The organism is Streptomyces sp. NPDC001852, assembly GCF_042891825.1.
GTDB lineage: Bacteria > Actinomycetota > Actinomycetes > Streptomycetales > Streptomycetaceae > Streptomyces.
In genome coordinates this window covers 219,663-232,573 of record NZ_JBIATN010000010.1, presented here as the reverse complement: position 1 = coordinate 232,573, position 12,911 = coordinate 219,663, and the positions used below count along the sequence as shown (strand labels likewise).

General features: G+C 69.5%; 12 protein-coding genes. 5 read left to right on the top strand and 7 right to left on the bottom strand.

The window, feature by feature from the left end; all coding sequences use genetic code 11:
• Window positions 1-28 precede the first annotated feature (28 nt).
• The 4 genes from ACFYZB_RS19575 to ACFYZB_RS19560 all read right to left on the bottom strand — a co-directional run bounded on the left by ACFYZB_RS19575 (window position 29) and on the right by ACFYZB_RS19560 (window position 2,458).
• Entirely contained in the window at window positions 29-607 is a 579-nt protein-coding gene (locus ACFYZB_RS19575; protein ID WP_228620119.1) for a TerD family protein, read from the bottom strand.
• Between the two features lie 106 nt (window positions 608-713).
• Window positions 714-1,289, bottom strand: a complete 576-nt coding sequence (locus ACFYZB_RS19570) for a calcium homeostasis/redox stress adaptation protein (RefSeq protein ID WP_388759923.1) — start codon at window positions 1,287-1,289, stop codon at window positions 714-716.
• Between the two features lie 138 nt (window positions 1,290-1,427).
• Window positions 1,428-1,886: a peroxiredoxin gene (locus tag ACFYZB_RS19565; protein WP_351203374.1), complete on the bottom strand. Its 459-nt coding sequence runs from the start codon at window positions 1,884-1,886 to the stop codon at window positions 1,428-1,430.
• Window positions 1,887-2,020: 134 nt separating this feature from the next.
• Window positions 2,021-2,458, bottom strand: a complete 438-nt coding sequence (locus tag ACFYZB_RS19560; protein ID WP_351203372.1) for a DUF3052 domain-containing protein — start codon at window positions 2,456-2,458, stop codon at window positions 2,021-2,023.
• 416 nt (window positions 2,459-2,874) lie between these two features.
• Here ACFYZB_RS19560 and aceE point away from each other — a divergent pair, with 416 nt between their 5' ends.
• Both aceE and ACFYZB_RS19550 read left to right on the top strand, forming a co-directional pair.
• On the top strand, window positions 2,875-5,622 hold the full coding sequence (gene aceE, locus ACFYZB_RS19555; protein ID WP_388759919.1) for a pyruvate dehydrogenase (acetyl-transferring), homodimeric type: 2,748 nt from the start codon (window positions 2,875-2,877) through the stop codon (window positions 5,620-5,622).
• Between the two features lie 82 nt (window positions 5,623-5,704).
• On the top strand, window positions 5,705-6,448 hold the full coding sequence (locus tag ACFYZB_RS19550; protein ID WP_388759916.1) for a potassium channel family protein: 744 nt from the start codon (window positions 5,705-5,707) through the stop codon (window positions 6,446-6,448).
• Between the two features lie 399 nt (window positions 6,449-6,847).
• On the opposite strand, the gene ACFYZB_RS19545 is transcribed toward ACFYZB_RS19550, so the two are convergent.
• Entirely contained in the window at window positions 6,848-8,467 is a 1,620-nt protein-coding gene (locus tag ACFYZB_RS19545; RefSeq protein WP_388759913.1) for an MFS transporter, read from the bottom strand.
• Between the two features lie 66 nt (window positions 8,468-8,533).
• Between ACFYZB_RS19545 and ACFYZB_RS19540 the strand changes: the two genes are divergently transcribed.
• The 3 genes from ACFYZB_RS19540 (at window position 8,534) to ACFYZB_RS19530 (ending at window position 11,382) form a co-directional block, all read left to right on the top strand.
• Window positions 8,534-9,169 (top strand): TetR/AcrR family transcriptional regulator, encoded by a 636-nt coding sequence (locus ACFYZB_RS19540; RefSeq protein WP_388759910.1) that lies wholly within the window; start codon window positions 8,534-8,536, stop codon window positions 9,167-9,169.
• 83 nt (window positions 9,170-9,252) lie between these two features.
• Window positions 9,253-10,470, top strand: a complete 1,218-nt coding sequence (locus ACFYZB_RS19535) for an alpha/beta hydrolase (protein WP_388759908.1) — start codon at window positions 9,253-9,255, stop codon at window positions 10,468-10,470.
• A gap of 66 nt (window positions 10,471-10,536) precedes the next feature.
• A complete protein-coding gene (locus ACFYZB_RS19530) occupies window positions 10,537-11,382 on the top strand; it encodes a DUF4429 domain-containing protein (protein WP_388759905.1) in 846 nt (281 codons plus the stop codon).
• Between the two features lies 1 nt (window position 11,383).
• On the opposite strand, the gene ACFYZB_RS19525 is transcribed toward ACFYZB_RS19530, so the two are convergent.
• Entirely contained in the window at window positions 11,384-12,400 is a 1,017-nt protein-coding gene (locus ACFYZB_RS19525) for an aldo/keto reductase (RefSeq protein ID WP_388759903.1), read from the bottom strand.
• Window positions 12,397-12,861 carry a MerR family transcriptional regulator gene (locus ACFYZB_RS19520; protein ID WP_351203356.1) on the bottom strand — a complete coding sequence of 155 codons (465 nt, stop codon included), beginning with the start codon at window positions 12,859-12,861 and terminating at the stop codon, window positions 12,397-12,399. The genes ACFYZB_RS19525 and ACFYZB_RS19520 overlap by 4 nt, the downstream gene beginning before the upstream one ends.
• Between the last annotated feature and the right edge of the window lie 50 nt (window positions 12,862-12,911).

Sequence of the window (12,911 nt, the reverse complement as noted above, 5' to 3'; positions counted from 1 at the left end):
AGCACAGGCCTGGCGGGAAAACGCCTCGCTACGAGACGTTCACGCCGAAGTCGAGGGCGATGCCGCGCAGGCCCGACGCATAGCCCTGCCCGACGGCGCGGAACTTCCATTCGCCCTGGTAGCGGTACAGCTCGCCGAAGATCATGGCCGTCTCGGTGGAGGCGTCCTCGCTCAGGTCGTAGCGGGCCAGTTCCTGTCCGTCGGCCTGGTTCACGACCCGGATGAAGGCGTTGGAGACCTGGCCGAAGGTCTGGCCGCGCTCGTCGGCCATGTGGATGGAGACCGGGAAGACGATCTTCTCGCAGTGCGCCGGCACCTTGCCCAGGTCCACCAGGATCGACTCGTCGTCTCCCTCGCCCTCACCGGTGAGGTTGTCGCCGGTGTGCTCGACCGAGCCGTCGGGGCTCTTGAGCTGGTTGTAGAAGACGAACCACTCGTCGCCCAGGACGCGGTTGCCGGCACCGCACAGCAGCGCGCTGGCGTCCAGGTCGAAGGGGGCGCCGGTGGTGGACCGCGCGTCCCAGCCGAGCCCGATCATGACGTTCGTGAGGTTCGGTGCGGCCTTGGAGAGGGAGACGTTGCCTCCCTTGGCGAGCGTGACGCCCATGATGCTGGTCCTCCCCTAGTGGTGCTTTCCCTGGTGTCCTGCGCGTCCGGCGCCGCCCGTAAACGGTGCGGCGCCGGACGGTGCAGGTGTCGTGACCCTGCCGGGATCAGACGTTGACGCCGAAGTCCTGCGCGATGCCGCGCAGACCCGAGGCGTAGCCCTGGCCGATGGCGCGGAACTTCCACTCCGCGCCGTGCCGGTACAGCTCGCCGAAGACCATGGCGGTCTCGGTGGAGGCGTCCTCGCTCAGGTCGTAGCGGGCGATCTCCTGCTCGCCCGCCTGGTTCACGACGCGGATGAACGCGTTGCGGACCTGGCCGAAGGACTGCTGGCGGTTCTCGGCGTCGTAGATCGACACCGGGAAGACGATCTTCTCGATGTCGGCCGGGACGGCGGCCAGGTTGATCTTGATCTGTTCGTCGTCGCCCTCGCCCTCACCGGTGATGTTGTCACCGGTGTGCTCGACCGAGCCGTCGGGGCTCTTGAGGTTGTTGAAGAAGACGAAGTGCTGGTCGCTGGCGACCTTGCCGGTGTTGTTCAGCAGCAGTGCGCTCGCGTCGAGGTCGAAGTCGGTGCCGGTCGTGGTGCGCACGTCCCACCCCAGACCGACGATGACCGCGGTCAGGCCCGGGGCCTCCTTCGTCAGCGATACGTTGCCGCCCTTGCTGAGGCTGACTCCCACGGGTCCTCCATGTGGTGTCCAGGGGCGGGGAGCCCCGTCGTGCTTCGGATATGGGATCAACGAACCGATCCTAGTGACGGGTTCCCGCCCCCCGCAGACCCTGGAGCCGGAGAATCCCAGGTGTCGGCCACCATCGGCCTACAGGGTGTCGAGCGCCTTCACGTAGTCGTTCAGGTCGCGCGCGTCCGGCAGGCCGTTGACCACGGTCCACCGCACGACGCCCTCCTTGTCGATGACGAAGGTGCCCCGGACGGCGCATCCCTTGTCCTCGTCGAAGACGCCGTACGCGCGCGAGACGTTGCCGTGCGGCCAGAAGTCGCTGAGCAGCGGGTACTCCAGGCCCTCCTGCTCGGCGAAGACGCGCAGGGTGTGGATGGAGTCGTTGGAGACGGCGAGCAGCTGGGTGTCGCGGCCTTCGAACTTCGGCAGGTTGTCACGCAGCTCGCACAGCTCGCCGGTGCACACGCCGGTGAAGGCGAAGGGGTAGAAGAGCAGGACCACGTTCTTCTCGCCGCGGAAGTCCGAGAGCTTCACGGTCCGGCCGTGGTTGTCCTTGAGCTCGAAGTCGGGCGCTTTGTCGCCGACCTGGATCGCCATCGTCGTGCATCCCTTCGGTGGGCCGTTCGGGTCGAGCGCACAGCACAGCGCTCGGATCCACCCTACGCAGCGATCACCGGAGGCTTCCGGACGGGCCGGGGCGAAGCCGGCCCGTCCGGTGGACGACCCTCAGGTCACTTCTTGGACTTGGCCGCCTTCGGCGTGGCCAGCCGGCTGCCGCTCCAGTCCTTGCCCACACTGACGCTCTTCGACGCCGTCAGGCCGGCCGTCGTGGCGGCGTCCTGGATGTCGCTCGGCTCCACGTACCCCGAACGGCCGGTCTTCGGCGTCAGGAGCAGGATCGCGCCGCCCTCTTCGATGTACGTGGTGGCATCCACCAGCGCATCCGTCAGGTCGCCGTCGTCGTCACGGAACCACAGCACAACGGCGTCGGCCACGTCGTCGTAGTCCTCGTCCATGAGGTCGCCTTCGATGGTTTCCTCGATGGCCTCGCGGAGCTCCTGATCGACGTCGTCGTCGTAGCCGATCTCCTGGACCACCTGCCCGGGCTGGAACCCCAGCCTGGCGGCAGGGTTCGTCCGCTCCTCCGCGTGGTCCGCGGTCGCGCTCACGGGTTGCCTCCTGATCATGTCTTGGTGAATATCTCAGCCACGCGCGTGCGCGAAGCATTGGCCGTAGTCCACACGGGCGGGACGGATCGCGCAAGTACCCGGCCGTCCGGACCGCCGAAACGGTGACGATCCGGGCCGTGTCGCCGCAACTCCTGGCACCGTATCCCGATTCCGAGTGACCCACATCACACCGATGTGCCCGGTTTGCGCCGTTCGAAATCATCTCAGAATCATCCGGTGATACGCCCCTCGAACGCCTTTGCCAAGCACGTCACACCCCGGGCGTATCGTTGCGTTTTGACCGATGGAGACCGAGCGGAGACAGCGAGGAGATGACGTACACCGTCCCGAGGTACACGATGGGGGGCGGTGCAGGCACGTGCAGAAAATCGGCCCTATGACAGGTAAGGAACAGCGTGGCTTCCGGATCCGATCGCAATCCGATCATCATTGGCGGCCTTCCGAGTCAGGTTCCTGACTTCGATCCCGAGGAAACCCAGGAGTGGCTCGACTCCCTCGACGCCGCCGTGGACGAGCGCGGCCGGGAGCGGGCCCGCTACCTCATGCTCCGGCTGATCGAGCGGGCCCGCGAGCGGCGCGTGGCCGTGCCCGAGATGCGCAGCACGGACTACGTCAACACGATCCCGACCAAGAGTGAGCCGTTCTTCCCCGGCAACGAGGAGATCGAGCGCAGGATCCTCAACGCCACCCGCTGGAACGCGGCCGTGATGGTCTCGCGCGCGCAGCGCCCCGGCATCGGCGTCGGCGGCCACATCGCCACCTTCGCCTCCTCCGCCTCGCTGTACGACGTCGGCTTCAACCACTTCTTCCGCGGCAAGGACGAGGGCGACGGCGGCGACCAGGTCTTCTTCCAGGGCCACGCCTCCCCCGGCATCTACGCGCGCGCGTACCTCCTCGACCGGCTCACCGCGGACCAGCTGGACGGCTTCCGCCAGGAGAAGTCGAAGTACCCGAGCGGCCTGTCCAGCTACCCGCACCCGCGCTCGATGCCGGACTTCTGGGAGTTCCCGACGGTCTCCATGGGCCTCGGCCCGCTCGGCGCGATCTACCAGGCGCGGATGAACCGCTACATGGAGGCGCGCGGCATCGCCGACACCTCCAGGTCGCACGTGTGGGCGTTCCTCGGCGACGGCGAGATGGACGAGCCGGAGTCGCTCGGCCAGCTGTCCATCGCGGCCCGGGAGGGCCTGGACAACCTGACCTTCGTCGTCAACTGCAACCTGCAGCGGCTCGACGGCCCGGTGCGCGGCAACGGCAAGATCATCCAGGAGCTGGAGTCGATCTTCCGGGGCGCCGGCTGGAACGTGATCAAGCTGATCTGGGACCGCTCCTGGGACCCGCTGCTCGCGCAGGACCGGGACGGTGTCCTGGTCAACAAGATGAACACGACCCCGGACGGGCAGTTCCAGACCTACGCGACCGAGTCCGGTTCCTACATCCGCGAGCACTTCTTCGGCGACGACCAACGGCTGCGCGCGATGGTCGAGAACATGACCGACCACCAGATCCTGATGCTGGGCCGCGGCGGTCACGACCACCGGAAGATCTACGCGGCGTACAAGGCGGCCCTGGAGCACAAGGGCCAGCCGACGGTCATCCTGGCCAAGACCGTCAAGGGCTGGACTCTGGGCCCGAACTTCGAGGGCCGCAACGCCACGCACCAGATGAAGAAGCTGACGGTCGACGACCTCAAGCGCTTCCGGGACCGGCTGCACCTGCCGATCTCCGACAAGGAGCTGGAGTCCGGCCTGCCGCCGTACTACCACCCGGGCCGGAACACGGACGAGATCCAGTACATGCACGACATGCGCAAGCAGTGCGGCGGGTACGTCCCGACGCGCGTCGTGCGCTCCCAGCCGCTGCCGCTGCCGGACGACAAGGCGTACGCGACGGTGAAGAAGGGCACGGGCCAGCAGTCCATCGCCACGACGATGGCCTTCGTCCGTCTCCTGAAGGACCTGATGCGGGACAAGGAGATCGGCAAGCGGTTCGTGCTGATCGCGCCGGACGAGTACCGCACGTTCGGCATGGACTCCTTCTTCCCGAGTGCGAAGATCTACAACCCGCTGGGCCAGCAGTACGAGTCGGTGGACCGGGAGCTGCTCCTGGCCTACAAGGAGTCGCCGACCGGCCAGATGCTGCACGACGGCATCTCCGAGGCGGGCTGTACGGCCTCCCTGATCGCGGCGGGCTCGGCCTACGCCACGCACGGCGAGCCGCTGATCCCGGTCTACGTCTTCTACTCGATGTTCGGCTTCCAGCGCACCGGCGACCAGTTCTGGCAGATGGCCGACCAGCTGGCGCGCGGATTCGTACTGGGTGCGACCGCCGGCCGTACGACCCTGACCGGTGAGGGCCTGCAGCACGCGGACGGCCACTCGCAGCTGCTCGCCTCGACGAACCCGGCGTGCGTGGCCTACGACCCGGCGTACGCCTACGAGATCGCGCACATCGTCCAGGACGGCCTGCGCCGCATGTACGGCGCCGACGCGGACCACCCCCACGGGGAGGACGTCTTCTACTACCTGACCGTCTACAACGAGCCCATCCAGCACCCGGCCGAGCCGGCGAACGTGGACGTCGAGGGCATCCTCAAGGGCATCCACAGGCTCAGCGAGGGGACGAACGGATCGATCCCGGCGCAGATCATGGCGTCGGGCGTGGCGGTCCCGTGGGCGCTGGAGGCACAGCAGATCCTCGCCCGGGACTGGAACGTGAAGGCGGACGTCTGGTCGGCCACCTCCTGGAACGAGCTGCGCCGCGAGGCGGTGGCGTGCGAGGAGCACAATCTGCTGCACCCGGAGGAGGAGCAGCGGGTGCCGTATGTGACGCGCAAGCTCAGCGGCGCGGAGGGTCCGTTCGTGGCTGTGTCCGACTGGATGCGATCGGTTCCGGACCAGATCGCGCGGTGGGTGCCGGGCACGTACCAGTCGCTGGGCGCGGACGGCTTCGGCTTCGCCGACACCCGGGGTGCGGCGCGGCGCTTCTTCCACATCGACGCCCAGTCGGTCGTCGTCGCGGTGCTGACCGAACTGGCCCGGGAGGGCAAGGTGGACCGGTCGGTGCTGAAGCAGGCCATCGACCGGTACCAGCTGCTGGACGTGTCGGCGGCGCATCCGGGGGCGGCGGGTGGTGACGCGTAGGCGTTGCCCGACCCACTGAACGGGGGCGGCGCCCGGAGTGCCCGGGCGCCGCCCTCGTTGCTTCTTCTTTACCATTGCGGGCATGAACGATCAGTCGGCACAGGCGCGTTGGGAACGGCATACCCAACGGCCCCTGCTGGCGCTTGCGGTGGCGTTCGCCGTCGCCTATGCCGTGCCGATCGTGGACAACCCCGCGAGCCGGCCCCTGACGACCGTCTGCACCACGACCGAGTGGGTGGTGTGGGCGGCCTTCGCGGTGGACTACCTGATACGGCTGGCGCTCACCCCGCGGCGCCGGGAGTTCGTCCGGACGCACTGGATGGACCTGTGTGCGGTGGTGCTGCCGCTGCTGCAGCCGCTGCGCCTGCTGCGGATGGTGTCGACGCTGCTGCTGGTGGGGCGGCGGGCGCGGATGGCCTCGCAGATCCGGCTCACCACGTATGTCGGCGGGGCGGTGATCGGGCTGCTGATGTTCGGGTCGCTGGCGGTGCTGTCCGTGGAGCGGGACTCGCCGAACGGGAACATCCGGACGCTGGGTGACGCGGTGTGGTGGTCGTTCACGACGATGACGACCGTGGGGTACGGGGACCACGCGCCGACGACCGGGCTGGGGCGGATGATCGCCGTCGGGCTGATGCTCTCCGGGATCGCGTTGCTCGGTGTGGTGACCGCGAACATCGCGGCGTGGTTCATCGCGCGGTTCGAGATGGACGACGTGGAGGAACGGCGCCAGACGGAGGCTATCGCCGATCTGGCCGAGGAGGTTCGCCGGCTGCGGGCGGAGGTGGCTCGGTTGGTGGACGAGCGCTCGGAGCAACGGAGTTGACGGGCGCCCGGCGCTGCGGCTGAGCGGAGGTCGGGTCGCTCACTGACGCCGGCAGGGCGCCGTCACAGCGGGCGGCACCGCAACTCCCCAGGGGCGCGGGGCTGTATCGATGTGCGGCTCCGCCGCGTGGGCGCGACCGGCCACGACGGACCCGCACCCGGCAATGGCGAGAAGACCCGCCCCGGTTGCCGGAACCGCCAAGGCGCCGCAGGCTCTCGCGCCGCAGGCCAGAGCGCGCACCGCCCCCTCCACGGTGCGCGCCCCGCGGCCCGGCGTCCTCCCATGCCCTGCGGAGGACTTGACCCACTGTGACCCGCGAGGCGCGCCCGGTGCGAGCGATCTTTAGCGAAGTCATCCTGATAGGGGAAATCCGCCCGGAAGACGCCCGGGCGGAGAGCCTCAGATGTGGCCCACGCCCGCACCCGACTCCGCGTTCGCGCCCCGCTTGGTGAGCAGCGCGACGAGGACGGCGACCGCCGCCACGCCCGCGGCGACCAGGGAGGCGAGGCTCATGCCGGAGATGAAGGTGTGGTGGGCGACCTCGGTGATCTTCGCGGCGACCTGGTCCGGCACGCCCTTCGGCACCGGGGCGACACCGACCTGCACCGCCTCCGAGGCCTTGCCGAGCTGATCCGGGGTCAGCTGCGGCAGTCCGGCGCCGGTCCAGTTGCCCGGCAGGTCGCCGTCGACCTTGGAGGCCATCACGGCGCCCAGCACGGCCGTACCGAGGCTGCCGCCGATCTGCATGGCAGCCTGCTGGAGGCCGCCCGCCACGCCCGAGAGCTCCATCGGGGCGTTGCCGACGATGACCTCCGTCGCGCCGACCATGACCGGCGCGAGGCCCAGGCCGAGCAGCGCGAACCACACCGACATCGCACCACTGCCGGTGTCGGCCTTGAGCGTCGACATGCCGTACATGGCGATCGCGGTCGCGGCCATGCCGCCGGCCAGCGGGATGCGCGGGCCGAGCTTGGTGATCGCGGCACCGGCGAGCGGCGAGCCGACGATCATCATGCCGGTGAGCGGCAGCAGGTGCAGGCCCGCGTCGATCGGCTTCATCCCATGGACGTTCTGGAGGTAGAACGTCACGAAGAAGAGCCCGCCCATGAACGCGATGGCCATGAGGACCATCAGGACGACGCCGGCCGAGAGCGGTATCGAGCGGAAGAGGCCGAGCGGGATCAGCGGCTCCGCGACCCTCGTCTCCCAGACGGAGAACAGGGCGAAGAGCACCACGGACGCGGCGATGAAGAGCCACGTCCGGCCGTCGCCCCAGCCCCAGCTCGGCGCCTTGATCAGGGCCCAGACCAGGCAGAACATCGCGCCGGAGAGCAGGGCGATGCCGAGGACGTCGAAGGAGCGCGGGGCGTTCTCGGCACGGTGGTCGCGCAGGATCAGCGTGCCCAGGACCAGGGCGAGCGCGCCGACGGGCACGTTGATGAAGAACACCGACTGCCAGCTGACGTGTTCGACGAGGACTCCGCCGAGGATCGGGCCGCCCGCGGTGGACGCGCCGATGACCATGCCCCAGATGCCGATGGCCATGTTGAGCTTCTCGGCCGGGAAGGTGGCCCGCAGCAGGCCGAGGGCGGCCGGCATGAGCAGTGCGCCGAACAGGCCCTGGAAGACACGGAAGGTGACGACCGCGGCGATGCTGTGGGACAGGCCGATGGCGCCGGAGGCGGCGGCGAAGCCGGTCACGCCGATGAGGAAGGTCTGCCGGTGGCCGAAGCGGTCACCGAGCTTGCCGGCGGTGATCAGGGAGACCGCGAGGGCGAGGAAGTAGCCGTTGGTGATCCACTGCACCTGGGCGAAGGTGGCCCCCAGGTCCTTCTGGATCGCCGGGTTGGCGATCGCCACGATGGTGCCGTCGAGGGCCACCATCATGACGCCCACGGCGACGGTGATGAGGGTGAGCCAGGGATGGCCGCGCAGCCCCGCGGCCGGAGCCGACTCGAGCGGGGCGTCCGGTGCTGTGTCCCCCGGCCCCGTCGCGTCGATGGTGGTCTGACTAGTCATGCGTTCGAGCCTAGTGACAGCCTCTGACAATTGACAAACAGTTTCATCAGTCAGTAACTGACACATATGGAAACACTGCGCGAACGCAAGAAACAGCGCACCCGGGAGGCGCTGCTACGGGCCGCTCTGGAGCTGTTCACGACCCAGGGGTACGAGCACACGACCGTCGACGAGATCGCCGAGGCCGTCGACGTCTCGCAGCGCACCTTCTTCCGTTACTTCGGGGGCAAGGAGGACGTGGCCTTCGCGGTCCAGGCGATGACGGAGGAGCGCTTCGTGGAGGCCGTACGCGCGCGTCCGCCGCACGAGGCGCCGCTGAAGGCGCTGCGGCAGGCGGTGCTGGAGGGCTGGGACGGGATACGGGAGACCGTCGAGACGGCCGTCCCGGTGGAGCTGTACCTGCGCATGTACCGGACGATCGAGTCGACGCCCGCGCTGCTCGCCGCCCATCTGCGCCGCTCGGCGACCACGGAGGAGACGATCGCGCGGCTGCTGGCCGAGCGCGAGGGCGTGGACGTGGAGGCCGACCCCAGGCCGCGGCTGGCCGTGGCCGTCTTCGGCGGAGTGATAAGGGTCACCGAACGGCAGTGGTGCACCGGCGACGACTTCAGCCTGGAGGCCATCCGTCAACTCACCGCCTCCTACCTCGATCTGGTGGATTCGGCACTCATCGGGAACTGGCGCTCAAATCAAGATCGTTGACACCGCGTTCGACGCCTGACGAAACGTGATACCTGTCACTCGGTTACCCCGAGACCCTCCCGTTCTCCTAGTGTGTCCTCCCAGTGACTTCCTTCGACACCTCCCCGCAACTGAACGTCTGGCGCGCCCTGCTGGCGCTGGCCGTGGTCTTCGTGATGCTCGCGACCACCGGTTGGACCGCCCTGCACAGCCACAGGGAGGCGACCGCGCTGCAGGCCTCGCTCGCCAAGTGGCGGCGCGGCAGCATCCGCGGCCTCCATCTGCCGGACCCCCAGGCCGCCCCGGCCCGGCTCGGCCGTTTCCTCGCCGCCCTCTCGCCCGAGGACCAGGACCGTCTCGCCCGCCGCTACCCGCTCGCGGTCGGCAACATGAACGGCGCCCCGGTCTCCCTGCGCTACCGCGCCAACCACATCGCCATGGAGCAGCAGCGCGAGGTCGAGAAGGAGCGCATGCACGACAGCCGGCTCAGCGCGGCCGGACAGCAGGACGCGGGCCGTCGTATGCACCGCTACGAGGACCTGTTGAGCCCCGGCCGGCAGATCCTGGCCTTCGACCCCGAGGGCTCGGGCCGTATCGCCGAGGTGTTCGGGGATCTGGACAAGGCGCAGCGGATCTCGGTCATCGTCCCCGGTGTCGACACCGATCTGCTCACCTTCCAGCGGACCAGCCGCGAGTACACCGCGCCGGTCGGCATGGCCAAGGCGCTGTACGCGGCGGAGCGCGCGCAGAGCCCCGCGACCCGTACGGCCGTGATCGCCTGGGCCGACTACACCGCCCCCGACGGACTCGGCGTGGACGCGGCCACGGGGCTGCGCGCGGAGGAGGGCGCCCTGCGGCTGAACGCGCTGCTGGACGGCCTGCCCGGCCGCGCCCCGGTGGCGATGGTCTGCCACAGCTACGGCTCCGTGGTCTGCGGGGTGGCCGCGCACGCCATGCCGCGCCGGGTGACCGACATAGCGGTGGCCGCGAGCCCCGGCATGCGGGTCTCCAGCTCCTCCCACCTGGACACCGCGGCCCGGGTGTGGGCCATGCGGGACGCCACCGACTGGATCCAGGACGTGCCGTATCTGGAGCTCGGCGGGCTCGGGCACGGAGCGGATCCGGTGTCCTCGGCGTTCGGTGCGCGGGTGCTGTCCGCCCGGGACGCGCAGGGTCACGCCGGCTATTTCCAGCCGGGCACGGACAGTCTGCGCAACCTCGCCGACGTCGGCGTCGGGGCGTACGACGAGGTGACGTGCGCTCGCGAGAACGACCTGTGCCAGGCCGGTGTGTCCGGCACTACCACGGCCGGACGCGCGTAGAAACAGCAGGAAGTGCGGTCTGCGCGGGTGGCGACGGAGGAGCACGTGCCGCATACGATGAGCCGCATGGGTGACGTACTGGCGGGATTTCATGCCGTCTGGGAGTTCGAGTCCGACTCCGTGCTCATCCGTTACGAACGGGGGATTCGGACACCGAAGCTGTTCCAGGCACTCGGGGAACGGCGGATTCCGCTGTCCGCGGTCGAGGGCGTGACGCTCTCCCCGGGCAGGCGCGGCACCGTCGTCCTGCGGCTGCTGCCGCGCGCCGGTGCGGATCCGCTGCTGGAGGCGGCGGCCGGGCAGCTGAAGGAGGGCTCCGATCCGTACCGGCTGGTGCTGCCGGCCGAGCGGGAGACGCTCGCCGAGTACTACGCCGACGAACTGAAGGGCCTGTTGACCGAGTCCGGGTCCACCGACCGCCATCTGGTGCCGGCGCCCGGGGCGCCGCTGTCGTTCAAGGCGTACGACGGGAAGGCGAGCTTCGACGGCACGGCCGTGCAGTTCCGCTGGTCCTGGACGGGGGCGTCCTCGGCGAAGTGGAAGGCCGGCGACCAGAGCTTTCCGGTCACGGAGCTGAGCGGGGTGGAGTGGCGGTCGCCGGAGGTGTTCGAGGGACACCTGCGGCTGGTGCGGCGCTCGGCCGAGTCGGCCGCCGTACCGCCCGATCAGGACCCGGGGGCCGTGGTCTTCGGGCTGGGGTACGGCCCGGTGCACGAGTCGCTGCCGTTCGCCGCGGCCGTCCTGGCCGCCGTACGCACGCGGGGGCCGGTGCCCGTGGCACCGGCCCCCTCCCGGCGCGACCCCGCCGACATCGCCGAACGGATCCGCCATCTCGGGGAGTTGCACCAGGCCGGGTTGGTCACCGACGAGGAGTTCTCCTCCAAGAAGGCGGAGTTGCTGGCGGAACTCTGAGTCATTCCCTCCCGGCGGAAGTGAACGTCATGTCCGCGTAGCGCTCTCCGGCCACCTTGGCCGCGATCGGCTCCAGCCGGGCGAGCTCCTCGTCCGACAGGACGATGGCCGTCGCCGCCGCGTTCTCCTCCACCCGGTGCGGCTTGCGGGTGCCCGGGATCGGGACGACGGGGAGGGCGTCGAGCGTGGCGCGCTGCTGCACCCAGGCCAGGGCGATCTGGCCGGGGGTGGCGTCGTGGGCCTCGGCAATGGCACGGACCGGCTCCAGCAGAGCCGCGTTGGCGCTCGCGTTGGCGCCGGTGAAGCGGGGCTGCTGCCGGCGGAAGTCGTCGGCCGTGAGCTCCTGTTCGGCGTTGGTGAAGGAACCGGTGAGGAAGCCGCGGCCGAGCGGCGAGTACGGCACCAGGGCCACGCCCAGGTCCCGCGCGGCCGGTACGACCTTCGCCTCGATGTCCCGGCTGAACAGGGACCACTCCGACTGCACGGCCGCGATCGGGTGCACGGCGTGTGCGGCGCGCAGCTCGTCGGCGGTGACCTCGCTCAGCCCGAGGTGCTTGACCTTGCCCTCGCGGACCAGCTCCGCCATCGTGCCGACGGTCTCCTCGATGGGGACGTTCACATCGCGGCGGTGCATGTAGTACAGGTCGATCACGTCGACGCCGAGCCGGTTCAGGCTGGCCTCGACGGCCTCGCGGATGTACGGCGCGTCGTTGCGGATGATCCGCCTGGTCGGGTCGTCCTTCGGGATCGACAGGGCGAACTTGGTGGCGATGACCACCTCGTCGCGGTGCGCCGCGAAGAACGGGGACAGGAACCGCTCGTTCTCCCCGGCGCCGTACGCGTCCGCCGTGTCGTACAGCGTCACGCCGAGCTCCAGCGCCCGCTCCAGCGCGGCGCGCGCCTGGCCGGCGTCGGTGGGGCCGTACGCGAAGCTCATGCCCATGCAGCCGAGGCCCTGGACGCCGACCTCCGGTCCGCCCTCGCCCAGCCGTACCGTCGGAATCCTGGCGTCGCTCATCGCGTGGTCCCCTCCATCGCGTAGAAACTGATCTTGCGGTCGAGTACGGCGAGCGTGTCCCGCAGCTCGGCGATCCTGTTCAGGACGTCCCGGCGGGTCGACTCCAGCAGCTCCCGCCGTTCCCCGTAGGTGCTCTCGCCCTCCCGGACCAGCTCCGCGTAGCGGACCATGTCCGCCACCGGCATGCCGGTCAGCCGCAGCTTGGTCACGAAGTCCAGCCAGTCCAGGTCGCGGTTGCTGTAGCGCCGCTGGCCGGTGTGCGAGCGGTCCACGTGCGGCATCAGGCCGATCCGCTCGTACCAGCGCAGGGTGTGCGCGGTCAGGCCGGTGAACGCGACGACCTCGCTGATCGTGTAGCGGTCCTGGCCGTCCGGGCGCGGATGGCGTCTGGGCGGGGCGGCACAGATGTCTGCGGGGGCCGTGCTCGCGGTGTCCGCCGGCGTGGTCTGCATCACCGTCATGGCCACAACGCTATGGGGTTGGAGTGCACTCCAAGCAAGTGGATTCGGTA

Excerpts from the sequence above, each read along its gene's own strand:
- ACFYZB_RS19530 (WP_388759905.1), top strand. The coding sequence starts at position 10,537 with ATGGGTGACGTACTGGCGGGATTTCATGCCGTCTGGGAGTTCGAGTCC.
- ACFYZB_RS19565 (WP_351203374.1), bottom strand. The coding sequence starts at position 1,886 with ATGGCGATCCAGGTCGGCGACAAAGCGCCCGACTTCGAGCTCAAGGAC.
- ACFYZB_RS19525 (WP_388759903.1), bottom strand. The coding sequence starts at position 12,400 with ATGAGCGACGCCAGGATTCCGACGGTACGGCTGGGCGAGGGCGGACCG.
- ACFYZB_RS19550 (WP_388759916.1), top strand. The coding sequence starts at position 5,705 with ATGAACGATCAGTCGGCACAGGCGCGTTGGGAACGGCATACCCAACGG.
- ACFYZB_RS19575 (WP_228620119.1), bottom strand. The coding sequence starts at position 607 with ATGGGCGTCACGCTCGCCAAGGGAGGCAACGTCTCCCTCTCCAAGGCC.
- ACFYZB_RS19545 (WP_388759913.1), bottom strand. The coding sequence starts at position 8,467 with ATGACTAGTCAGACCACCATCGACGCGACGGGGCCGGGGGACACAGCA.
- ACFYZB_RS19540 (WP_388759910.1), top strand. The coding sequence starts at position 8,534 with ATGGAAACACTGCGCGAACGCAAGAAACAGCGCACCCGGGAGGCGCTG.
- ACFYZB_RS19520 (WP_351203356.1), bottom strand. The coding sequence starts at position 12,861 with ATGACGGTGATGCAGACCACGCCGGCGGACACCGCGAGCACGGCCCCC.